This window comes from Pseudomonas sp. VS40, assembly GCF_018587885.1.
Taxonomy (GTDB): Bacteria; Pseudomonadota; Gammaproteobacteria; order Pseudomonadales; family Pseudomonadaceae; genus Aquipseudomonas; species Aquipseudomonas pergaminensis.
In genome coordinates this window covers 25177-49591 of sequence record NZ_JAGYWD010000005.1, presented here as the reverse complement: position 1 = coordinate 49591, position 24415 = coordinate 25177, and the positions used below count along the sequence as shown (strand labels likewise).

General features: G+C 59.2%; 15 protein-coding genes. 8 read left to right on the top strand and 7 right to left on the bottom strand.

The genetic code is table 11. The annotated features are described in order from the left end of the window. Positions 1 to 109: 109 nt before the first annotated feature. Positions 110 to 979 (bottom strand): Dyp-type peroxidase, encoded by an 870-nt coding sequence (locus KHP07_RS16065; protein WP_214497492.1) that lies wholly within the window; start codon positions 977 to 979, stop codon positions 110 to 112. Positions 980 to 1117: 138 nt separating this feature from the next. On the opposite strand from KHP07_RS16065, the gene KHP07_RS16060 reads away from it, so the two are divergent. Beyond that, positions 1118 to 2734 (top strand): NADP-dependent glyceraldehyde-3-phosphate dehydrogenase, encoded by a 1617-nt coding sequence (locus KHP07_RS16060; protein WP_214497491.1) that lies wholly within the window; start codon positions 1118 to 1120, stop codon positions 2732 to 2734. 156 nt (positions 2735 to 2890) lie between these two features. Next, a complete protein-coding gene (locus KHP07_RS16055; protein WP_099493907.1) occupies positions 2891 to 3952 on the top strand; it encodes an FUSC family protein in 1062 nt (353 codons plus the stop codon). 516 nt (positions 3953 to 4468) lie between these two features. On the opposite strand, the gene KHP07_RS16050 is transcribed toward KHP07_RS16055, so the two are convergent. The 3 genes from KHP07_RS16050 to KHP07_RS16040 form a co-directional block, all read right to left on the bottom strand. Then, positions 4469 to 8851 carry an immunoglobulin-like domain-containing protein gene (locus KHP07_RS16050; RefSeq protein WP_214497490.1) on the bottom strand — a complete coding sequence of 1461 codons (4383 nt, stop codon included), beginning with the start codon at positions 8849 to 8851 and terminating at the stop codon, positions 4469 to 4471. A 238-nt stretch (positions 8852 to 9089) separates the two neighbouring features. Continuing rightward, the gene (locus KHP07_RS16045; protein WP_214497489.1) at positions 9090 to 12770 is read right to left on the bottom strand and encodes a hypothetical protein; all 3681 of its coding nucleotides are present in this window, start codon (positions 12768 to 12770) and stop codon (positions 9090 to 9092) included. A 330-nt stretch (positions 12771 to 13100) separates the two neighbouring features. After that, complete coding sequence (locus KHP07_RS16040) at positions 13101 to 13856, bottom strand: TetR/AcrR family transcriptional regulator (RefSeq protein WP_078047836.1); 756 nt, start codon at positions 13854 to 13856, stop codon at positions 13101 to 13103. Between the two features lie 356 nt (positions 13857 to 14212). On the opposite strand from KHP07_RS16040, the gene KHP07_RS16035 reads away from it, so the two are divergent. The 4 genes from KHP07_RS16035 to KHP07_RS16020 are packed head-to-tail and all read left to right on the top strand — an operon-like array spanning position 14213 to position 18842. Next, positions 14213 to 14920 carry an ABC transporter ATP-binding protein gene (locus tag KHP07_RS16035; RefSeq protein ID WP_078047835.1) on the top strand — a complete coding sequence of 236 codons (708 nt, stop codon included), beginning with the start codon at positions 14213 to 14215 and terminating at the stop codon, positions 14918 to 14920. Further along, positions 14917 to 16134 carry an ABC transporter permease gene (locus tag KHP07_RS16030; RefSeq protein ID WP_078047834.1) on the top strand — a complete coding sequence of 406 codons (1218 nt, stop codon included), beginning with the start codon at positions 14917 to 14919 and terminating at the stop codon, positions 16132 to 16134. The genes KHP07_RS16035 and KHP07_RS16030 overlap by 4 nt, the downstream gene beginning before the upstream one ends. Further along, positions 16127 to 17605: a TolC family protein gene (locus tag KHP07_RS16025; RefSeq protein WP_214497488.1), complete on the top strand. Its 1479-nt coding sequence runs from the start codon at positions 16127 to 16129 to the stop codon at positions 17603 to 17605. The genes KHP07_RS16030 and KHP07_RS16025 overlap by 8 nt, the downstream gene beginning before the upstream one ends. Next, complete coding sequence (locus KHP07_RS16020) at positions 17595 to 18842, top strand: efflux RND transporter periplasmic adaptor subunit (RefSeq protein WP_214497487.1); 1248 nt, start codon at positions 17595 to 17597, stop codon at positions 18840 to 18842. Before KHP07_RS16025 ends, KHP07_RS16020 begins: the two co-directional genes overlap by 11 nt. An 894-nt stretch (positions 18843 to 19736) precedes the next feature. Here KHP07_RS16020 and KHP07_RS16015 read toward each other — a convergent pair. Continuing rightward, positions 19737 to 20705: a hypothetical protein gene (locus tag KHP07_RS16015; protein ID WP_068931780.1), complete on the bottom strand. Its 969-nt coding sequence runs from the start codon at positions 20703 to 20705 to the stop codon at positions 19737 to 19739. A gap of 173 nt (positions 20706 to 20878) precedes the next feature. On the opposite strand from KHP07_RS16015, the gene KHP07_RS16010 reads away from it, so the two are divergent. Further along, entirely contained in the window at positions 20879 to 22369 is a 1491-nt protein-coding gene (locus KHP07_RS16010; protein WP_078047831.1) for a PAS domain S-box protein, read from the top strand. Positions 22370 to 22478: 109 nt separating this feature from the next. After that, positions 22479 to 22751 (top strand): DUF1652 domain-containing protein, encoded by a 273-nt coding sequence (locus tag KHP07_RS16005; protein WP_078047830.1) that lies wholly within the window; start codon positions 22479 to 22481, stop codon positions 22749 to 22751. Here the strand turns inward: KHP07_RS16005 and KHP07_RS16000 are convergent. Together KHP07_RS16000 and KHP07_RS15995 are read right to left on the bottom strand one after the other, a co-directional pair. Next, the gene (locus KHP07_RS16000; protein WP_214497486.1) at positions 22714 to 23907 is read right to left on the bottom strand and encodes an MFS transporter; all 1194 of its coding nucleotides are present in this window, start codon (positions 23905 to 23907) and stop codon (positions 22714 to 22716) included. The genes KHP07_RS16005 and KHP07_RS16000 overlap by 38 nt on opposite strands. A gap of 76 nt (positions 23908 to 23983) precedes the next feature. Continuing rightward, entirely contained in the window at positions 23984 to 24292 is a 309-nt protein-coding gene (locus KHP07_RS15995) for an RcnB family protein (protein ID WP_028619610.1), read from the bottom strand. Positions 24293 to 24415: the final 123 nt, after the last annotated feature.

Below are 24415 nucleotides of genomic sequence, written 5' to 3'. Positions count from 1 at the left end.
AGCGCGTAGCCTGCGGCGTGATCTAGCCCACCACTACACCAACGCCTGTAGGAGCCGCTGGCAAGCCGGCTCCTACAGTTTGAATTGACAGCGCGGCGAGAGTTTGGACTTACACCGAGGCAAAAATCGCACTCAGATCCAAATGCCCATCCTTGATCGGCGGACACCAGTAATACCCCCCCGTCAACGGCGTACTCACGCGATACAACCCATCGACAATCCCATCCTCCAACCCACTCATCCGCCGCAACTGGGCTTCAAACGCATCGAACGAATGCCCGAATGCAAGAAACATCAACCCGGCCTGGCCGTTCTCGGCCCACGGCATCGAGCGACGGACCACGAAGGCCTCGGGCGTGAAACTCTCCTGCGCGGTGCGCTTGGTGTGAGCCGACTCGGGAGCGTCCTCCAACTCTTCATTATCACCATGCCGGCGGCCAATAATGTGATCGCGCTCTTGCGCAGGCAACGCCGCAAACCCATCCAGGTCGTGCTGCCACTGCTGGATCGCGGCAAAGCTGGCGCCGCTGTCGGTCAACGCGGCTTCAACCGCGGCGTCGTCGTGGGGGTTTTCGGTGCCGTCTTCGTAATCGGTCAAGTCAAAACCGGTCTTGTAGCGAAAGCCTTCGGTCGATTGCACCAGGCGAAAGCCCGGGGCCAGGGCCTTTTCCACGGCGCGGCTGCGCAACAGCAATTCACCGCGATCCTCGCCATGCAGCCACACCCACAAGGCCTGCTGGGTCGATGGGTTATGCGCGCCCGGCCCGCAGACCGTGGGGAATGTGCGCAGGCCATCAATCCGGGCGCCCAGTGCGCTGACCAGCGGCTCGCCAAAACCGACCACTGCCGCCGAATCGGCCAACGGCACCAGCGCATCCAGCGCGGCGGGCACGGCTGCCAGGGCCTCCACGGCAAAAAACAGATGGCGTGCCTGCAACGGCACCGGTGCGGCAAGAATGCCCGGCTGGTAGTGACTCATGTGAACTCCTTCAAGAAAGCCGCGCAGTTTAACCTTCAGGCGCAGCGCAGCGAACAAGAAAGCGCGCAAGCCTTGCCATAGAGCCTGTTGTTGGGTGACTCTCTAGTCATGTTTTGCAACTATTCCAGGGGTAGCGACATGACCACCAGCAACCTGCTCGCCCAGCTGTTTCCCGCCTCCGCCGCAGCGATTCCCGAACAGTTCCAGCTCGGCACGCCCATTGAACAGCGTGATTACCTGGTCGACGGCCAGTTGCGGGTATGGAATGGCCCTTTGGCCAAAGTGCAAAGCCCGGTGCAACTGGGCGACGAGCGCGTGCACATCGGCAGCACACCGCTGCTGGATGCCGACACCGCTCTTACCGCCCTCGACGCCGCCGTGCGCGCCTATGACCGTGGCCAGGGTGAATGGCCAACCCTGCGCGTGGCCGATCGCATCCAACATGTCGAAGCGTTCCTGCGGCGCATGCGTGAGCAACGCGATGCGGTGGTCAAGTTGCTGATGTGGGAGATCGGCAAGAACCTCAAGGATTCGCAGAAAGAGTTCGACCGCACCTGCGACTACATCACCGACACCATCAATGCCCTCAAAGAGCTGGACCGCCGCTCCAGCCGCTTCGAGCTGGAGCAGGACACCCTCGGCCAGATCCGCCGCGTACCGCTGGGCGTGGCATTGTGCATGGGCCCCTACAACTACCCGCTGAACGAAACCTTCACCACGCTGATCCCGGCGCTGATCATGGGCAACACCGTGGTGTTCAAGCCGGCCAAGCTCGGCGTGCTGCTGATCCGACCCTTGCTGGAAGCCTTCCGCGACAGCTTTCCGGCCGGGGTGATCAACGTGATCTACGGCAGCGGCCGCGAAACCGTCAGCGCGCTGATGGCCAGCGGCAAGATCGATATCTTTGCGTTTATCGGCACCAACAAGGCCGCCAGCGATTTGAAAAAGCTGCACCCGAAACCACACCGCCTACGTGCGGCGCTGGGCCTGGATGCGAAAAACCCCGGCATCGTGCTGCCGGAGGTGGACCTCGACAATGCGGTCAGTGAAGCAGTCACCGGCGCCTTGTCGTTCAACGGCCAGCGTTGCACCGCATTGAAAATCCTGTTCGTGCATGAAGACGTCGTCGACAGCTTTATCGACAAATTCAATAAGAAGGTGGCCACGCTCAAACCCGGCATGCCGTGGGAAGACGGTGTGGCGCTGACGCCATTGCCTGAAGTGGGCAAGGTCGATTACCTCAACAGCCTGGTTGCCGATGCCGCGCAACACGGTGCCAAGGTGGTGAATGAGCACGGTGGTGAAAGCCGCGGGTCGTTCTTCTACCCGGCGGTGCTGTACCCGGTGAACCCGCAAATGCGCGTGTACCACGAGGAGCAATTCGGCCCGGTGGTGCCAATCGTGCCTTACCGTGACCTGGAGACGGTCATCGAGTACGTGCTGGACTCGGATTTTGGCCAGCAACTGAGCCTCTTCGGCACCAACGCCGTGGAAGTCGGGCGCCTGGTGGACGCCTTCGCCAACCAGGTCGGGCGTATCAACATCAATGCCCAGTGCCAGCGCGGCCCGGACACCTTCCCGTTCAACGGGCGCAAGAACTCGGCCGAGGGCACGCTGTCGGTACATGACGCGTTGCGCGTGTTCTCGATCCGCACGCTGGTGGCGACCAAGTTCCAGGAAAGCAACAAGGCGCTGGTCAGCGACATCCTGCGCAACCGTGACTCGAGCTTCCTGACCACCGACTACATTTTCTAAGAACGGCGCCAAACACATTGTGGGAGCGGGCTTGCTCGCGAATGCGGTGTACCAGCAGCGGATGTATTGGCTGACCCACCGTATTCGCGAGCAAGCCCGCTCCCACATTTGATCGCGCACATTCATACAATCGAGGCCACTTTAATACCGATGAATCTGCACCTACCTCTGTTTGCCCGGCGCCTGCTACGCCCCTTGCTCGACCCCTACCGCCGCTATCGCCATGCCAAGTTGATTCACGCCGTGCGCGTGTCCATCGGTTTGCTGGCGACGATCCTGCTGACCACCGGCATCAACCTGCCCCACGGTGAGTGGGCGTCGGTGACCATGTTGATCGTGATAGGCGGGTTGCAGCACCACGGCAATATCGGCAAGAAAGCCGTGGAGCGCGCCTACGGTACCTTGATCGGCGCCAGCGTCGGTTTGCTGCTGGTGGTGCAACAGGCCTACTTCGGCCAGCCGTTCCTGACCTACCTGTTGATGTCGGCGGTGTGCGGGTTCTTTTCCTACCACGCCATCGGCAAAGGCGGCTACATCGCGCTGCTGTCAGCGATCACGGTGTTTATCGTTGCCGGGCACGGCGACAACCCGATCTCGGACGGCCTGTGGCGCACCGTCGACATCCTAATCGGCATCGTCCTGGCCCTGGCCTTCTCCTTCGCCCTGCCGCTGTACGCGGTGTACTCGTGGCGCTACAACCTGGCCAGCGCCTTGCGCGACTGCGCGGCGATCTACAGCCGGATCATCAATGGCCAGTCGGTCACCGATGACGAACACCTGAAACTGCTCAACCGCTTGAATGCGGCGATACTGCAACTGCGTTCATTGATGCCGTCGGTATCCAAGGAGGTGCGGATTTCCATGACCGAGCTAGACGCGATTCAACGCCACCTGCGCATGTGCATCAGCACCCTGGAGATTCTTGGCAATACTCGGCCAGACCCTCGCGATGAACAGGCGATGGCACGGATGCAGATGATGTTGAAGGCCGAGCATCGGCAGATTCGAGTGCAACTGGTGGGGATGGCGCGTGCGTTGAAGTCGGGTGCAATCGAACGTCTGGAGCGACCTGGTAACAGGCTCGCAGTCGACCCCGTATTGGATGTTCAGGTGCACAGTGCATTAGAGGGTTACCGACTATTGACGCTGCAACTGGGGGCCAATGTAGATGCGATGCGCAGCAGACTGGCCAACAGTGCGCAGCACTGGAAGATTTGAAGGCAACACTCAGACACACCACCCCCTCTAAACAACCGCGCTACCTGTTAATTCTGACAGTAGACGAGTACTTATTTTAACCGTTAACTGTTCAGGCATATTCCAACAAGGAGCTCACCATGTGCCTGCTTCGCAGTGAAGAAAAAAAACGCCAAACCGTGAAAGTAATGTGCTTACTCGGCTTGGCATTTTTCATCAGTGGTTGCACTTCCGAGAAACAAACGCGGGACGTCCCAGAGCCCCTCGTCACCACCAATCCGGGTGCGCCCAACCCGCCGTGCACTCAAGCTGGGTACTTCCCAGGTAACATACCCCACACATACTATCGATGTGTCTGGAACCCAGTCGCAGGAAGATTTCTTCAATATATTTACAGATGTCCAGGCACGCAAAACTTTAACCCGACCACGCAAAAGTGCGAATAACAATAACCCATTAATATCACTGCTTTAATAAAAACGCTCGCCACCTCCGTGGTGAGCGTTTTTTTGAGAGCCTCAAACAGTCTGCGTTGACTCAGAACATGACCATCGTGAGGCGGTTACCCAGCTCGAACAAACTGCCTTCGCTACCATTGAACATGTGTTTACCCGACCGGTGCAAGAATCCAGAGCTGGTGACCGACCAGAATAGGTCGTGGGCCTGCCCTTGCCAGCGCCCGCCGCCGTGCTGGGCATAAATTCCCCTCAGCTCATCCAGGCTAGGTAACCGTCCCCTGCGGTTGTGCGCCTGGAACAGACATTCCTTATAGCCGCCGCCAAAACCGTAATCGCGAAAAAACACCACGTTACTCACCTCTACGTTATATCCCAATACCGTACCCCGCGCGTCACGGCAGGTAATGCGCGTGCTGCCGTTATTAAGAATGACCACCACACCCGTGGCGTCTACCACCGCACAATCCGGATTGCTCGACTCATACTTATAGGGTTCATGGCCACCACTGGCCCGATGCTGGAACGTATCCAGATTGTGCTGAGGGCGGAAGGCGGGATTGGTCGTCAGGTCGCGCCACAAGTACAAGCGCTGATTACGCACAACCGTTGTGGTGTTGAAGCTAAATGGTACGGTGCGGTCCACGGTAAATACACGCGTGTTGGACTCAGAGTTGGCATAGAGTGCCCGCACTTTGAAGGAGTAGGTGCGCTGCGCCAGGTTACTCCTGATAACTGACCATTTCCCTGTCGAACTTACATCCAGCGTCTGCTTCGGTGCGCCATCTTCATACAACTGCACCTGCAACCGAGGCGTTGCGGTGCCTTCGAGTCTCACTTGAGTATCAAAGGTAGTCCCGTTCTGACGAACCTCGCCGCGTGAGTCGAACACTGCAATAGTGGGAAGCGTGCTGTTGAGCACAGTCACCACATACCGAGGCGAGACCGGTAGATCACCGTAGGTTGCACGGGCGGTAAAAATGCGAGCCCCTTGAGACAGCCCCGTCACCCGGCGTGACCAGACCCCGTTGCCGTCAGCCGTAGCGCTGTCCTTGCGCACACTTCCGTCATAAATATCCACGGTCCTGAGAGGCGCGGCGGTACCTCTGAGCGTCACCGCGATGGCCACGGTGTGACCGTTGTCGGCGATAAAATTGCCTCTGTCATCATGAGCACTCAGGATGACCGGGCGCTCTGTGGCATCTGCCACGGTATAGACCTGCCGCTGAAAGTCGATGACCTCGCGATCAAATGCCGGGCTGGTCGCCAGGAAGACTCTGAAAACAGTGGTCAAGGTACTACCGTGTCGCAGGTCCTTGAAGTAACTCGCAGGAACCGCCGCTTCAAAGAAGCCATTCGTCGCCCACTGCTGCGTCACCGCATTATTCTCAAGGTTCCACACCTCATAGTTGTGGTGCCGCCCGTCCGCGTGGGTGCCTTCCAGCCTCAGATAAACCGGCTGAAATTCAGCAATGAACGGCCAGGTAGTGGCGCGCACCGTCGCACCATTTATCACACGGCTCAGCTCCAGAACATTGGTATTTGGATCTGCCTGGTTAATGATCACCGGTGGTCTGTGGACGGCCGGCAGCGGTGTCAACATCACTGTCACCACGCCGGATGGAACAGGGCTTCCGATTCCGTTTGCCACAGAGTATTGGACAGTAAATCGGGAGGTGCCATTAGCGATATTGGCTGCGATCACACTGGGAGGCACGTCGAACGTCACGCTTCCATCAAGCTCCCCGGGCAGGGTAAGCGTAAAGGTGCCGGCACCCTGGGTGCCGCTCAAAACCAACGTGATTTGATGCTGTGTGGACATGGAGGTATAGGCAACGATGACGCGTCCGCCATTTTGTGCAAACAACGGGTCCAGGGTGACCAACGAATCAGAACCCACTGCGTTGACTACAGTGGGGTACGGCAGCTCCTGCGGCACCTCCTGTATCAGGTAAGTACGGACGCCAAACAAAACGGCAGAGTCCCGGTCCGGATTGCGGCCAAAGTTGGCATAAAAGGAAATACTCAACTGCGAGCCATTATGCAGTTCAAGGAATTTGTCCACCGGCGCTGCGACAGACACGCCTTTGCTGGCCACCTCGGAACCTACCAGGTTGCCGTCATAGCGTGCCTCGAAGTAGTTCGACTCGTCCCGGAAAGTCCCCATGTACTCCAGCCACATGTATTGCGCGACATGGACGAAAGGCCAGGTACTCATGCGTGTGCGTTCAAGGCCATTAAGCTTGAACAGCTCCAGCACCTCATTTTCACCGGCGGTATCCAAAACGGAGGTCGGCAAACGCCGGATAGGTAGCAAACGCAATGACAGTATTGGCGACGGCGTTTCACGCCCTCCGCGCAGCACATCGTATTGCACTGAAATACTACGTCCGAGACGGTGGATATTGACCCCTACAACTTCAGGCGGCACCTTAAATTCAACACGCCCCTGGTTGGTGCCGTCTTTTGTCTCGGTGTGGCTGCCCAGCCCCGGCAGCCCTTTCCAGTGGACACGAATCTGGTCCGTCGGCCGCATTGACAGGTAGTGGACAACAATGGTCGCCCCTGCAATGACCGTTTCAGGTGCCAGCTCATCCGGATCTTGTGTCGCTTCCCACACTTCAGGCCTGAGCAATACGCCCAGCCCCGGCCCTACCGTGACGCGCAGCTCTTCGGAACGTAATGGCCGGGAGTTTTCACGCGTGATGAAATAACGCAGGCGAATGTCACCATTGAGGTTGTTGTCGACAAACGCTCTGTCAACATCAAACACCAGCGGCCGCCCTACTGTCCCGCCATTGACTTCGATCTCGTCCTTCGTGCTGCCATTGGTTCCGGAACCTATCCAGGTCCAGTTGACGATATCGTCAATCTCGGTGAACACATAAGGCAAAGTGACCGTGGCTCGGCCCACAAGCACCGCGGGGTCAAGGTTGTCGTGCTCATCGGTCATGGAGATCAACGGCGCAGGAAGATCAGGAAAAATAGTGCCGAACTGCACCGGCAGGTACCGGGAATCGCGAATAGTCGCAGGGCTCGGAATGCCTGGAATGCCATCATCCACACGGTAATACACATTGACGTCAGAGAGACCGACAAAAGGTTCGAACTCCGCTTTAGTCACGGTCCGAGAGAGCGCTGGCAGCGGGCCAGCCAGAAGGGTTTGCTCAAAGGGTTCAACCTGGCCCGATTGATCCACGATGCGCAATGTCACGTTGTAGCCGGGCCCGTAAGGTTCGTACTCGGGAAACTCCACCGTAATGAACGGTTCTTTCGGGTCGATCACACCGCCCTGCGACTGCACGATATACACGGGCGGCATGTTGAATGAGCGACCGGTCACCCTGATCGTCAGCTGGCGGGAGCGCCCGATCTCGTTACCCGAAGGGAACTGGAGCGAGTAGGTGATACTGGTCGAACTGCCGAGCAGCTCTACGAGATAGGCCCTGTCAACAATAATGAACGTCGAACGGTCAATACGGGCCGTTTCAGGTGGCAGCTCACGTGTCGGTGATAACGTCACGACGATTTGGGTGCCCACGGGTGTAGGAGTTCCGTCCGGAAGAAACTCGGGTGTGAAAACCTCTACCTCGAAAGGCCCGTTGCCGTGGGCATCAAGGTCCACATCAGTGTATTCCTTTTTGCCAATGACGAAGGAAGGACGCTCAAGTAAATCGGGGTCCAGGCTGCTTTTGAGACGGGTCGTTTGCGACCACGGATAGAGAGGACCGCTACCGTTACCGACCTCATCGAACACGCGAAAGCGAATACCCAAAAGCCCGCTACCCGACTGGAGGATGATGTCCCGTGATACTTTGACCTCAATCGGTTTGGTTCCCGCCAAATGCTCCTTGTCCAAGGTCAATCTGACCACTGATGACTCTTTATTCCACTCCAAGACGATGGTGTCGTGGATACGTATACCCGGATACGGCTTGATGGTAATGATCACCCCTTTACTGGCTCTGTCAGGTGTCAGCTCAGCGTCACATCCCTGCAGGTCCGAGGGCAGGTCAAACTTGAGTTCGGGGTGATAGGGCACACCGGGATCCGTATCCAAGCCTCCCGGACGCTCCCTCCTGATAAACCAGGTTTGATCAACCGATTTATCGACCCGACCGCCACCGGCTCGTTTGACTACGCCATAGCAAGGATGGGTAACACCCAAGGGGACGTTTTCAAGGCGAATATGCAGGTAAAATCGGGGGTCATCCTTTTGGGTCGGCAACACCTCACCGCTTTGGATGGGAATCACGTCCCCCATGAAGAACTCGTAAATATCGCCTATGTTCAGGTTTTCCCAGGGTTCAAAAATCACATAAAGGCCATGTTTTGTCTGATCAATGCCCGCACCAATATCAGCGCCGACTACTGTTCGGACTGCGTTATTGATATAGGGGGGAGGGTCCAGTTGTGCCCGGACGTTATTCACTGTATTGATAGAAAGATCAGTTTCACCGGACATGAGAAAAGTTCCTGTGTTTTCGCGATGTCAGGAAAGACGCCGCACCTTTAAATCACACGCCAGAAACAAGGATGGGCATAACTGTCAGTCTTGACAGTTCCGACAAGTGGCATTACGCACACGACGAGTGCATACGATGAAACCAAATATCTGGCTGCATGTTAAGCAACGGTCAGCCAGGGAGCCTGTGAATGACTCCCCCCTCTTCGCCGACCGAGGTTAGACTCCGTGATGAGTGCTAGGATCTCGAGATCTGCTTCACCTGAATAGAGGAGATCTGAACCTGTGAGTTTTCAAATCTAATAGCAAACTGGGCCTTGTCTGTAGTTGAAATCAGAGGCCCCTGGGTTGTACTTGACCAATTGGCGCCCGCCTCAGCAGTGAAATATTTGATCGACACGGCATTCAGATAGACATAATTTCCGCTTGTTCGCGGACTGTGACGATACCTGACAGTCACCTCGTAAACGCCTGGTCCCGCATTGGCAAATGTCTTGTGGCATCCCATGTACGCGTTATGAGTAGTAAAGATGTAGTACTCAGAACCCGAGCGTCCAATATGAATCGGCACCATCGTGTGTAGCGGTGCCCAACCGTTCAAATTGCTGTTATTGAAGTCAGTCATGTCATTCAACAAACCTGGCCTCACCGTAAAATGTGCCAACGGAAAGGGAGTGGCACTGGACTCCACCGAACTGCCGTCATAAGTGACTTTACACGTCACTGTCAACGCGCTGCCGTACTTCAAACCCTGCAACCAGGCCCGAGGCACCGCAATGTTCTGCAGGCCATTGGCCTGTTGAGTAGCGTTAATCGGATGGTTGCGCAATATATAAAGCGGTTCGGCGGCATCCGGGCTTGTGCAAATCAGCCATACCCTTTGCGCGTAGGTGCCAGCGGCACTCAAGGGCCACTTGCCAACAGACGCGAGTGCGTTACCGGTGAACTGGGTAAGGTCGAGTATGCCTCCCGTTTGATTGTTGAGGACGGGCGCGGGCAAGCTTGAAGATGGGATAGTCCCAACGTTGACCGTCTGTATGTGGGACTCGACGGTGTGTCCGTCACGCACCAGCGAGTAACGCAACTGCACCTGACTGTTCACGCTACGGGCCAGTATTTCAAGCGCGATCGGGAATACCACTGTGCCCCCGTCCAGCCCATTTTGTGACTCGATAGGGGGTGTGACACCGTCCCGATGAATCCACTGCAGGGTAATAATGTCGCGCTGATACATGGGCAGGAAAGAGACATTGACGGCGCGATTATGCTCAATGCTCAATGGATCGACCGACACAGTCTGGCCCGTCCCATTGGCCCCCACAAGCGTCGGGTGCGGCAGGATGCCGGGTAGCGCCTGGATTTGATACTGCTTGATATCCATCGTCACGGCATTGCTGTCATCCAGGCTACGATCAAAGGACGCCATGACTTTGATCGTCAATGTAGAACCATCCGCCAATTGTTGGAGCTTATCGACCGGTGCCGGCGGCGAAAGCCCAGCCACCTCATCCACCTCGCCCAAGCGGTCTGCGTTATAGGTCTGATTGAAGAATGGGCCACCGCCGTTGCTGGCAGCAAAAGTTCCGCTGTACGTCATCCATACCCGCTGGTCACGATGGCTGAACAACCAAGGAGCGGTTCGGGTGCGCGCGGTATTGGACAGGTTGTAGAGCTCCAGCACGGGGACGTTGCCAATACCGTCTATCAAGGGCACAGGCTTGTTGGTAAGGGTCAGCAGGCGCAGGTGCAAGATCTTCGACGGTATATCCCGGCCACCGAGAATCAGAAAGAACTGCACCTCGATATCCCGTCCCAACGGATGAATATTCGCCCCAACAACCTCCTTCGGCACGGCAAAGTCTAGGACCTTGCTGATATCGCCGTCCTTAGTCTCTTTGTGAGTGCCGATATTCGCCAGCCCTCGCCACTCCGCCCTGATCCGGTAGCTCGGCGTCATCTCCTCGAAGGCCACACGAATGGTTGCGCCCTGGGGCACGACTTCCGGATCCAGTTGATCGGGATTTTTTGTGGCCAAAAGAACCTCAGGCGCTCCCAGTTCCCCCAACGCCTTGCCGACACTGACCACTAGATCGAAAGAGTAAAGCGTATCGGTGTCTTCACGTTCCAGGTAATAACGCAGGCGAATCTCGCCATCGCGGTTATTCTCGACAAACGTCTTGTCGACATTGAACTTCAAGGGCGCGCCGGCAGTACCGCTATTGACTCTGATTGAATCTCTCGTACTGCCGCCGCTGCCCCCCGTACCTGTCCAGATCCAGGTCACTTTGTCTTCTTCCAAAGTCCCGGTATAGGGCAGGGTCACTTTCACACTGCCGAAGATAAGGTCCGGATCAAGATTGCCAAATTCATCCGTGCCCTCTATTTCAGGCGCTGGCAAGTGGGCCACAGCCTCGCCGAACCTGACGTAAAGCGGTTCGGAGTCGCGCTTCCTCAATGTCCCGACATCCGTGCCTTTTATTCCGCCATCATCCACCCGGTAGAACACTTTCACATTCCCCAGGCCGATGAAGCGTTCAAAAAACTCCCTATCGAATGTGCGCGGTTCTGGCGGCGGGCCTCCTGCCAATTTGGTTTCCTCATTAAACACCGCATCACCGCCATGTCCGGTTGCCTCCATCCGAACGGTAACATTGTAGTTTCGGCTATAGGGCTCGTAATCGGGAAAGCCTACGGTGATAGAGGTCGCCTCCGGGTTAATCAGGCCGCCCTCGTTCTCTATGATGGTGGGGGCAGGCATGTTCGAGTAGGTGCCGAAAATCGTCACCGCCACGCGGCGAGAGTGCGCCAGCGTGGTTCCCAGGGGAAACTGCAACTCATAAGAGATCCTCATCGTTCCGTTGATCAGCTCCTCGAGGATGGCATTGTCGACATCGACAGACGCGGAACGGCCTATGCGAGCGGGGAACGGTGGGAATGCCACAATCAACGGCGTGGCATCCGAACGTAGGCCGCTCAGTGTCACCAAAATTTGAGTGCCCGCAGGCGTAGTGCTGCCGTCGGGCAACAGACTGGGCGCAACGACCTCGACTTCAAAGTGGCCGCTGCTTTGCGTATCGAAGTTGACATCAAAAATCTCGTGACCGTTGAGCACGAAGAACGGCCGTTTAAGCAGCCCTGGCTCTAAGTCGCTATCGAGGTGAACCGCTTGCGACCAGCGCCGGTCCGGACCGGAACGGTTTTCCACCTCATCTTCCAGGCAGAACCGAATAATGATCGAGCCGCTGGTACTGGCTTCAACTATTTCCTTAGGGACCTTCACCTCAATGGCCGTGGTGCCATCGACATGGTCTTCATCCAGTTCCAAAGTGACCAACTTCCCATCCCAATACAGCTCTACTGTGTCACGCTCACGGGCGTTGGGGTACAACTCAATACCGCATATCACACCCTTGCTGGCCCGCTCAGGATCGAGTACCGCACCCGGCCTCGATAGGTCCTCCGGCAGCGAGAGCTTCAGGGCGGGGTGAAACATAGGATGCCCCATGTCCGAACCACCCGGGCGTGTACTCTTGATGAACCAGGTGGCGTCAGGTGATCGGATTTCCGTACCGGAACCGGCTCGCTGAACAACGCTGAAACAAGGGAATGAGAAGCCCTCGGGTATCAGCTCTTGAGGTATCGCCAACACGTAGGAAGACTGATCTGTTTGTCCCGGAAGCACATCGGCAGATGCCAGGGGGAGCATTGAATCACGCATGTAAAAGCGAAAGTTGTCGAACTCCTCCACCGGATCCCATTTTGGGATAAACACGTGCATGTAGTTTTCAATATGCCGTATCCCGCCACCCATTTCAGCGCCCAGAACATTCAACACCCCGTTGAACAGTTCAGGCGGCTTAAGTTGGTTTGTGTCCGCAAGAATGGAGCCGGGGGCAGGAATAATGGGTTTTGAGGGCATGGCAAGCGCTCCTGATGCGATGACTCGGGCATGAGTGCCGAACGAGGAAATCACACACCCGCGCAGGAGAGACGTCTAGCTGTCAATGTTGACAGTAGCGACGAATGGTCGCGTGAACGAAGAACACCCTGACGAAATCTTTTAGCACCTACATACTTTCTCTTACATATTTTTCACGTTTTATTCACATCCCGAGACGTAGGGTGAAGCCTCATCCGTTACAAATGTTGCACATCAAGCCCGCCGCCCCAGCGGGCTTTTTTTTGCCTGATTTTCGCTCAGCTACTCCCACCGTCGCTGTAGGCGTCGGCAAGCCGGCGCCTACAGGTATCAGCGTGCGGCTTTGCTGGCAGGTGCCGCCTGCTCGCGAATGGCCCGCTGGGTATCCAGCACCCTCGCCAGCGCGTTTTCGGCTTCCGGGCTTTGCTGCGGCACGCGAATCGCCGCTGACACCAGGGTGATCAACTTGGCCATCACCTCCGCATCCGTGGCCGGGCGGCCCAGGCTCATGGAGTTCATCAGCAGGCGCAGTTCAGTGCCGGCCATCACCCCGGAAATCGCCTTGAGGGCAAATTGCAGGCGCACCCCCAGTTCATTGCGCGGCAGGTCCGGCAGGGCCAGGGCGAAGGCTTCGAAGAAGCGCTGGAACACCGGCTGGTAATGCACCTTGAGGTATTCCTGGATAAACGGCGAGGTGTCGCTGTACACCCGCCCCAGGAAACGGATGAACGAGCGCCCTTCCCCACTGGCGCTGGCCGGGTCGCTGCGCTCCAGGCCCATGGCCGGGGCGAACAGCACGCCAAGCAAGGTGTCGCAGTCCAACGGGCCATCGGACTCGGCCTCGCAGCGGGCCAACAGTTCCAGGCGCTGCTCGTTGAGCGGCTCCAGGCGCTGCTTGAGCAGGGTTTGCATCAGGGAATCCTTGTCCCCGAAGTGGTAGTTCACCGCCGCCAGGTTGACCTGGGCACGCTCGGTAATCTGCCGCAACAAAACCGCGTCGTATCCGTACTTTATGAAGAGAGCCTCTGTCGCATCCAGCAGTCGAGTCTTGGTAATGTTTGGAGCGCTGACTTTCTTCGCGACCATAGAAGTTCCACGTGGGAAATATTGTTTTAAAAAATAATTTGATTTTTTATACCGGGGCCTTCGTCCGAAAGCAAGTAGTGACACACCGCCATATGATCGAAAGCCTTTGCAGCCGGGCGCGTTGAGGCTAGTCGAAAGGTTTGTGAGTGGCCTGCTGGCGCGTTGAAGAAATCGTTTCAAAGGATGAAACCGCTCTATATCCATGGCTGGCGAAGGCGCTGGAACACGGTTAGTATTCAAACAATATTTTAAAAACAAGAAATAAAACCAGTCCGTGACGCGTACCAGGTGGCTCCCGAAATTGTAAAAAGGCTTTTCCGGGGCGGCACGGCACCGTCGAGACTGAAGGCGTAGTCATGATGACAGATACCCCCGCGCACCCAGGCTTGATTTCACTGCAAGGCATCGGCAAAAGCTATCAGCTGGCCGGGCAACACCTGTCCATTCTTAATGATGTCTGCCTGTCCATCGCCAGCGGCGACAGCTGCGGCATCCTCGGCGCGTCCGGGTCCGGCAAAAGTACCCTGCTCAATATCCTTGGCCTGCTCGACCTGCCCAACTGCGGCCAGTACCACTTTGCCGGCCACGATATTTTCAATGCCACGCCCGACCAACTGGCGGCGATCCGCAACCAGCAAATCGGCTTCGTGTTCCAGAGTTTCAACCTGCTGCCACGCCTCAGCGCCTTGGATAACGTCGCCCTGCCCTTGAGCTATCGCGGCGTATCGCGGCATGAATCCGTGGAACAGGCCTTGCGCATGCTTGAGCAAGTCGGCTTGGCCGACCGCGCCCACCATCGCCCCGCCGATCTCTCTGGTGGCCAACGCCAACGCGTGGCCATCGCGCGGGCATTGGTGGGCAAGCCCTCGGTGATCCTGGCGGATGAGCCCACCGGCAACCTCGACAGCACCACGGCCCAGGAGATCATGGACCTGTTGCTGGGGCTGAACCGCGAGCAACAGGTCACGCTGATCATCGTCACCCACGACCCGCACATTGCCGAGCGCCTGGAACGCAAGATCCTGGTGCGCAACGGTGTGGTGCAAGAGGCCGGTTGCCTATGACCCAGCAGGTAAACAACCGCCTGCGGGTCGAACAGAGCCTCAGCCAACTGCTGCATGAAGCATTCATCAGCCTGCGCACCCTGGGCAAGCGCTCGATCCTGGCATTGCTGGGGATCGTGATCGGCAGTTCGTCGGTGGTGGCGCTGATCAATATCGGCCACAACGCGGCGGTGGATGCCGCGATGATCTTCAAGGACATGGGCACCGACACCCTGATCGCCCAGTTCCCGCCCAAAGGCGGCAGCAGTGCCCCGATGCCCGCTCGCCTCGATCTGGACGCGGTACGCCAGACCGTGCCGGGCATTGCCCATATCGGCGCCCTCACGTTATTCAGCGGGCCTATCGTGTTTCATGGCCGGACCGTCAACGCCAACTTTGTCGGCAGCACGCCAGACATCAAGGACGCCATGCGCCTGGCGGTACACCAGGGGCGTTTCCTATCGAGCTTCGATGCCAACGAGACCTACGGCGTGATCGGCGATCAGTTGGCCCAGGCCTTGGGAGCGCCAGGCGACCCGCTGCAACTGGGCGACCGCGTGCGCATCAACGACTACCTGTTCCTGATCGTCGGCATCCTACGCAACCAGCCCCGAGCGATGCTGATGCCGGTGCAGGCCAACGAGTCGCTGTTCATCCCCGCCGAAGGCATGCGCCGTATCTATGCCACGCCGCAAATCGGCAACGTGATCATCCGCGCCACACCCGGCCAGGACATGGAACGAATTGCCAAGGACGCAGCCGCCGCCTTGAGTCCTCAGCTTCCCGAACACGATGCGGACATCCAGGTGCCCCAGCAAATGATCGACGGCATGACCCGGCAAAGTCGCACCTTCGCCTATCTGCTGCTGGCCCTCGGCGCGATCTCCCTGGTGGGTGGCGGCGTGGGGGTGATGAACGTGATGCTGATGAACGTGTCGGAGCGGCGTCGCGAGATCGGTATCCGCATGGCACTGGGCGCGCGCCAGCGGGATATCCGCAACCTGTTCCTGCTCGAAGCCGTGACCCTCACCGCCGTTGGCGCACTGTGCGGCGCGGTCCTGGGCATGACCGCCGCCTGGCTGTATGCCTGGCTGTCGGGCTGGGAGTTTGCCCTGGCCGTCGCCGCCTTGCCGCTGGGGGTGGGCAGTACGTTGCTGGTCGGGCTGTTCTTCGGCATTTACCCGGCGGTCTCGGCCTCACGGCTGCAGCCGGTGGAGGCCCTGCGCGATGAATAGGTGGCTGCTGTGGCTTGCGCTGGTCAGCCTACCGGGCATGGCCGCCGACGTGGTGATCAAACCGTCGGCGCCGAGCACCACGCGCAGCGGCTACGACCGCAGTGTCTCGCTGAATGCCCAGGTCACCACCCTGACGCTCGGCGATGCGGTGTACCTGGGCCTGCGCAACAACCCGGCGATCCGCAGCGCGTACCTGCAACGGGTGGCGCAGAAATTTGACCTGCGCGTGGCCGAAGATGTGTTCAACCCCAAGCTCACGCTCAACAGTTACTACCGCAGCACCCGTGGCTCCGCCGACAACGCGCGCAATGCCAACGTGGCGCCGGCCACCAGCCTGCTTGGCGAGTACGGCACGCGCCTGAGCATGGCCTGGACCCAGCAACTGAACACCGCCGACCGCGCCGGCCGCTACCGCAGCGACGGCCTGGACCTGGCTATCATCCAACCGCTGCTGCGCGGTGCCGGCTGGGATGCCACCACCGCGCCGCTGCGCCTGTCGCGGCTGTCGGAGCAGGCCAACCGCCTGAACCTCAAGGCCACCGTGGCACAGACCATCAGCCAGATCATCGCCACCTACCGCGAACTGCTGCGCGCCCAGGAGCAACTGAGCATCGTGCAGGATGCCCTCAAGCGTTCCGGCACCTTGTTGGAAGTGAACAAGGCGCTGATCAGTGCCGGGCGCATGGCCGAATTCGAAATCGTCCAGACCGAAGCCGATATCGCCACCCAGCAACTGGGTGTCGAAGAAGCGCAGAACCAACTGGACACCAGCCGCCTGGCCCTGCTGCGCCTGCTGGCCCTGGACCTGTCCACGCCGATCCGCGCCACCGAAGCCCTGGAGGCCAGGCCCATGCAGATCGACAAGCGCCAGGCCTTCAACCTCGCGCAGACCCAGCAACCGGAGTATCTCGCCGCCCTGCTCGGCAGCCAGCAGGCTGACCTTAACCTGGTGATCGCCAAGGACTCCGGCCGCTGGCAGGTGGACCTGGTGGCCGGCGCCAACCAGGTACGTGACGCCTACGACAACGATGCCGGCCGCTCCAACAATCGCACCTGGGACAGCTACGCTGGGGTGCAGGTGCAAATTCCCATCGGCGATATCAGCACGCGCCAGGCCGAAGTGCGCGCGCGGGTGAATGTGGAGGACCAGGAGATCCGCATCACCGACGCGCGCCAGGAACTGGAACGCAGCGTCAACGACGTGGTGCGCGACCTCGGCACCCGCTGGCGCCAATATGAAATCTCCCAGCGGGCGGTGGAACTGTCGCGGCGCAAGATCGAGATCGAGCGGGAAAAACTCAGTGCCGGGCGCTCCACCAACTTCCAGGTGCTGAGCTACGAGACCGACCTGCGCAACGCCGAAAACGCGCAGCTCAATGCGCTGATTGCTTATTTGAACGCCCAGACCCAGCTCGACTTGACCCTGGGCATGACGCTGGAAAGTTGGGAAATCGCCCTCAATGACTACTAATCAGAAACGCCTGCTGGGTGCTGTGTTGATCGTGCTACTGGGCGGTGCAGGCCTGGCCCTGCGCAGCCCGGCTTCAGACCCGGCCAGCGCCACCGATCAGTGGCTGGCCGTCAAGCCCGACGCGCTGGTGCACCAGATCGGCCTGGTGGGCAAGATCGAGCCCGACACCACCATCACCCTCACTGCCCCCTTCGACGGCAATGTGCAAGCCAACCTGGTGGAGCAAGGCCAGCGCGTCGAAGCCGGCCAGGTGCTGTTGCGCATGGACCCGGCGACCCTGGAGGTGCAACTGCGTGACGCCCTCTCCACCCAGCTCAAGGCCCGGCGCACCGTGCAAGAGATGCAGGACTGGGACAGCAGCCCCGCTGTCAGCCGCGCCCGCCGCAGCCTGCGCACGGCTGAAATGACCGCTGGCAACACCCAGCGCAAACTCACCGAAAGCGAAAACCTGTTCAAGCGCGGCATCATCCCGCGCAATGAACTGGACGACCTCAAGCAACAGACCCAGCAGCAACAGCTCGACCTTGCCTCCGCCCGCAGCGAACTGCAGCAGGCCATCGACCAGGGCAAGGGCGAATACCGCCAGATCGCCGATATGGAGTTGACCAACGCCACGGTGAAATACGACGCCCTGCACAGGTTGCTCGAAGGCCAGGAAGTGAAGGCGCCATTCTCCGGGATCGTGGTGCCGCCGCCCGGCAATACGTCACCCCAGGGCGGCGGCAACAACAATGCCCCGGTGCAGGCCGGCAGCAAGGTCAGCCAGGGTCAGGTACTGTTCGGCCTGGCCAATATCGAACGGCTGAAAATCGTCGCCAAGGTGTCTGAGCTGGATATTAACCAGCTGCACCAGGGCCAGGCTGTGGAAGTGCTGGGGGATGGTTTTGATGGCGAGCGGCTGACCGGTTCGGTGAGCGTGGTGAGTGGCTTGGCGATTGCCAATGACAGCCAGGGCAGCGCGCAGTTTCCAGTGACCTTGTCGATCCCCAGGCTCACGCCGCAGCAGTTGCAGCGGGTGCGGCTGGGGATGAGCGCGCGGTTGACCATTGTGACGTACAACAATGCGCAGGCGATTGTGATTCCGAGCCAGGCGATTCGGGCGGATAAGACGGTCGAATATCGCGAGGCGATGGATAAGCCGGTGGAGCGGGTGAAGGTGACCACGGGGCAAGCGACGGCCCAAGGCGTGGAGGTGTTCGGCCTTAAACCGGGTTTCGTGAAGACAAATCCCTTGTAGGAGCCGGCTTGCTGGAAATGACGGCCTGACAGCCGACCACTCTCCAACTGTTGCCCCGCGATCCAAATGTGGGAGCTGGCTTGCCTGCAAAGACGGCCTGGCAGCCACCACTCTCCAACTGTTGCCCCGCGATCCAAATGTGGGAGCTGGCTTGCCTGCGAAAGCGGCCTGGCAGCCACCACTCTCCAACTGTCGCCCCGCGATCCAAATGTGGGAGCTGGCTTGCCTGCGAAAGCGGCCTGGCAGCCACCACTCTCCAACTGTCGCCCCGCGATCCAAATGTGGGAGCTGGCTTGCCTGCGAAAGCGGCCTAACAGCCGACCACTCTCTAACTGTCACCCCGCGATCCAAATGTGGGAGCTGGCCTGCCTGCGAAAGCGGCCAGACAGCCGACCACACTCTAACTGTTGCCGTGCGATCAAAATGTGGGAGCTGGCTTGCCTGCGAAGGCGGCCTGACAGCCGACCTGGATGTTGGATCTGACCGGGTACATATCCGTTATTTGGGTAACGGCTGCTATGGGTTCCGCCCTTACGGCGGCTCACTTTTGAAAAGCGCAAAAGTAAGCAAAACGCTCTTGCCCCAACACTCGGCACCTCGCCTAGGCTCGGTGTGCCCGTAATCCGACAGGTATTTGGGGGGCCGCCGCCACGCGCCATCCATGGCGCGGGGCGGCTAAACCGGCATCCCTGCCGGTTTACCCCCCAAATCCCTGTCGAATTCCGGCCAGCGTGTTTGACGGGGCGCCTAAGATCAAAAGCCAGATCAAAAGCCAGATCAAAGGCCAGATCAAAATCACGATCACGCATCGCCAGGCATTGCCGGTGGGTATTGGAATGCTGACACTCGCAGGTTAGCTGCCAGTGAAAAGCAGCGTCCCTGCTGCACGCATTGTTAAGCCAACGGCACTCGGCGCGTGGTCAGGGCCATGCGCCCCACCAGGAAACTCAAGGCCGCGCCCAACAACAGCATGGCCAAGGTGCTCCAGGCCGCACGGGAGAGCTGTTTGGCCGCGACTTCGCCGGCTTCACGGGCTTTCTGCTCGGCCTGTTGCTTCAGTTCGTCAACCTTTTGCATGGCCTGCTGATAGGCCTGGGCGTAGTTGTCGACGATCTGGGTCGCTTCTTCCTTGCTCTTGCCGGTGCGGGCCGCAACGATATTGACCAATGCGTCTTTGTCCGCTGCATTCAGCGCGGGCTCACCGGAAGCCTTGACGCGTTCGAACCATTGCTTCAACGCATCGCCAGCCTGGGCAGGGTTGCTGGCTGCGGCGGTCGCCGACTGCTTGCCATCGGCAGCGGCCTGGTCGGTTTTCTGTTCGACGTTGGCCGGGTCCAGTTCAGGCTTGCCACTTTGCTTGAGCAAGGTGTCCAACTCGCCTTGCAGGCTGTTCCAGTCCAATTGGATGCCCTGCTCGTTCAACTGCTGCTTGACGCTGTCGCCAATGCCCGGTGCTACCGCAGCAATGCCGCTGCCGGCAGCCGACAGACCTTTACCTACCACATTGCCGGCGGTGCCGACGACACTGGCGGCCAAGCCCGCCAGCAGCCAGGTGGTGAGCAGCGTGGTGAGGGTCCAGGTCAGGACGCCGTGCAGGCCGCCGCGATCAGGGGCTGTGCGGCCGGCCACAAAGGCGCCGAGGCCAACAGCGACCAGGGTCGAGACAAACAGCCAGATCCCGGCGCCCGTGCCAAACCCACTCAAAGGGTTGCCGGCTTGCATAGGGTCGACGGCGCTGGCGCCGATGGCGGTGCCCAACACACTCAGCACCAGGTAACTCACCAGGGCAATTGCACTCCCGGCCAGTACCGCACTCCAGGACACGCGAAACGGCGAACGGTTGGTTTCATAGACAGGGGTCATGATTGATCCTTTTTGCGTTATTGACCGCCTCAGTCTGGCGAGCCAAGTACCGCTCGTCCCCGCGCAAATGCACCGGGCTGCATAGTGCATTTGCACCCCATCCCAGGCAATTGGTCTGCACTATCCTGAAGCCCCGGTGTCGTAATTCCACGCGTCCAAAACCCGGAGAAACCATGACCCAGGATGTCCTCGCCAAAGAAACCAACCGCCGCCAACTGCAGCAGATTGTCTCCGGGGTATCCGACGGCATCATCCTCGCGGAAGTCGACCAAACCATCCTCTGGGCCAACGAAGCTGCGCTGAACATGCACGGCATCGATGACGTCGCTGCACTGGGTGCCAATACCCAGGCCTACGCCAAACGATTTGCCCTGCGCTATCGCAACAACCACCCGGTGCTGTTGGAGAACTACCCCCTCGCCCGCGTCGCCGCTGGCGAAGAGTTCAGTGACGTGGTGGTGGAGGTTTCCCCCACCGACGACGCCGACAGAACCTGGGTGCATCGCCTGCGCAGCCTGGTGATCAGTGACTCCCACGGTGAGCCGGAATTGCTGGTGCTGATCCTCAGCGACGCCACCGAGTGGGCCAGCGCCGAACAGCGCTTCGAAAAAACCTTCAACGCCAACCCGGCCCCGGCAGTGATTTGCCGCCTGAGCGACTTGCGTTATATCAAGGTGAACCAGGGCTTTCTGGAGATGACCGGCTACAACCGCGACCAGGTCATCGGCAAGTCGGTGTACGAGTTGGATGTGCTGGAACAGGCCGAGCGCAAGGACCTGGCCATCCAGCGGTTGGGCGAAGGCGCGACCATCCCGCAAATGCAGGCCGAACTGAAACTGCCCGAGGGCGGCAGCAAACTGGTGATCGTCGCTGGGCAACCGCTGGATATGAACGAAGAGGACTGCATGCTGTTCTCCTTCATGGACCTGGAGCCGCGCCGAAAGGCGGAAATCGCCCTGCGCCAGAGCGAGGAGCGCTTCGCCAAATCGTTCCGCCTGACGCCGGTGCCCACCCTGGTGTGCAGCGCCGCCAACCGCCAGGTGGTGGACATCAACGAAGCCTTCATGAGCATCACCGGCTATACCAGCGAGGAGCTGATCGGTAAATCCATCGAAGACATCGACTTTATCGACAGCCCGCAGGCGTCCGCGCAGTTGTTCGCCAACCTGGAAAAGGCCGGCAACCTCGACGGCCAGGACCTCAAGGTGCGCAAGAAAGGCAACGAGGTGATCGACTGCGTGGTCTCCGCCGACACAGTGATCATCCAAGACGTGCCCTGCTATCTGCTGGTGATGATGAACATCACCGAACGCAAACGCTCGGAGCTGGAACTGGTGGCGGCCATCGAAGAAGTGATGCAGGACGCCTCCTGGTTCAGCCAGACCCTCATCGAAAAACTGGCCAACGCCAAGAGCGTCAACAGCCCCAGCCAACCCAATATCGCCTTCACCGACCTCACCGCCCGAGAGCGCGATGTGCTGGGTCTGATCTGCGAAGGCCTGGCTGACAAGGAGATCGCTTCGCGCTTGAAACTGGCGCCCAACACGGTGCGTAACCATGTGGCCACGGTGTATTCCAAACTGGGTGTGCACAGCCGCAGCGCAGCAATCGTCTGGGCCCGTGAACGCGGGCTGTTTGCCGGTGAACTGCGGGTTAAAAAGTAGCCCTCGCCAGTGCAAATGCACTAGTGCGGCTAGTGCGAATTCGCCTTATTGCCGCGAAGGCCAAGCAATACCCTTCAGGGGTCGAACTTTACGCCCTGAAGGAACCCGCATGTTTACCCTCTCCCAACTGCGAAACTGCATTGAAGAAGGCTTGTCGCCACTGACTTGTGAGTTCACGTTGTGCCGGGACGCGTCCCTGACCCTCAAGGTCTACGACGCCGAAACCGGCCGCGTCGACCTGGTGGTGACCGGGATCAGCACCAACCGACTGCAGACCCCGCAAGAAGTGGAAAAGATGGTGGAAGAGTTGCGCTACGAATTGCAAAGCAACAACGTGGGCAAGCTCACGCTGGATGACTTGCCTTCAACGACGCACCAATGAAATAGAACACCCCGCCGGCCACAATAAACGCCCCCAGCATCAGGAACATATAGGGGGCCGGCAGGCTCGCCAGCACCAGCCCACACAACACCGGCCCCAAGGCGGCACCCAGGTTGGACAGGTTCTGCGCCCCGTAGTACATGCCGCGCAAGTGGTCCGGGGCGATCCGGTCAATGAACATGTACTCGGCCGGGAACACGATGATCTCCCCTACGGTGAATACCGCCATCGCCAGCACCCACCACAGCACGCTGGTGGACAAGGCAAAGCCGATCACCCCGAGCATGAACATGCCCAGGCCCGCGATCAGCCACTGGCCCAGGTAACGATGCGAGATGCGCCGCCCGATCACGTATTGCAAGGCAATCACCAACACCGCGTTGGTGGTCAGCACCGCGCTGACAACGGTGTAGGTGTAGTCGGCGGTGGTAGTCGTCACCAGGTACTGCGACAGCCACGCAGTGAATTGGCCAAACACCACGGCACTGAGTACACCTCCCAGGGTGAAGCAGACCAGGCGGCGATCGCGCAGCAATACGCGGCCGACGGCCAGGAATGGCGCAGGATTTTGCAAGGCCTCGACGGTGGTCAGCCGACGGTCGCCCCAACGCCAGTACAGCAGGAAAAACCCCACGCCCAGCAGCGCCGACAACACAAACGGCAAACTGATATCCAACTTGGCCACCATCGCCCCGAACGCCGGCCCAACCGCATAGCCGATATTGGTAAGGGTGTACTTGATGGAGAAGACTTCGCTGCGCGCACCTTCGGGCAACAGGCTGGCAAAGCCGGCTTTGACGGCGATATCGATCACCGCGTACGCGAGGTTGATCAGGATCAGGCAGGCATAGAACACCCAGAAATGCTGCACCAGCACCGTGCCGATAAAGCCCAGTACAAACAGCGCACTCAGCCCCAGCAACAACCGGTAGCTGTTGATGCGGTCGACAAGGAAACCGCCATACACGCTGAGCAACGAGCCGACGATCAGCGAGCTACCGATGACCAGGCCAACCTGGGTAATGTCGAGGGCAAAGCGGTGGGTAAGGTAAATCACCAGGTAGGGAAAGGTGATGGCCTTGGCCAGCGTCAGCATAAGCGTGGCCGAGAGCAGCAGGTTTACGGTGCGGGGGTAGTTTCTTATTGTGGCAAGCATCCTGCTCTCGATCGTTGAAGGTAACGCGGCCTGTATGGCCGGTTACCTTAACCCAGGGCAGGCACTACCGACACGGTCATTTCTTGACGGGGGTGATCTCGAGAATGGTGCCGTTGGTGGTCTTGAGCAGCACGAATTTATCGCCTACCCGCGTCCATTGGCTGTCTTCCTCAGGCTGCTTGAGGCCGCGCTTTTTCCAGTCGCTGACGGCCGATTCCTTGCGCATCAGCATGTCCGGCGCACGGTCACCCTCTTTCAGGTCACGGGTGTTGATGTTCGAAGGTTGCACGGTTTCCTGGGGGGTGTCACCGGCCTGCACGATAAAGCTGGCGGTGGACAAGCTTGTGGCGACCAGCAGGCTGGCAATCAGGGATTTGGCTTTCATGGGTGCTCCTTCAATGAATGATGCGTACCCAGGTTCGGACCGCTGCGATGCGTGATCATTCCATCGGGCCTCTCACTGCCCCAATGGGTTGGGGCCGCTTCGCGGCCCGGCGGGAACAAGCCC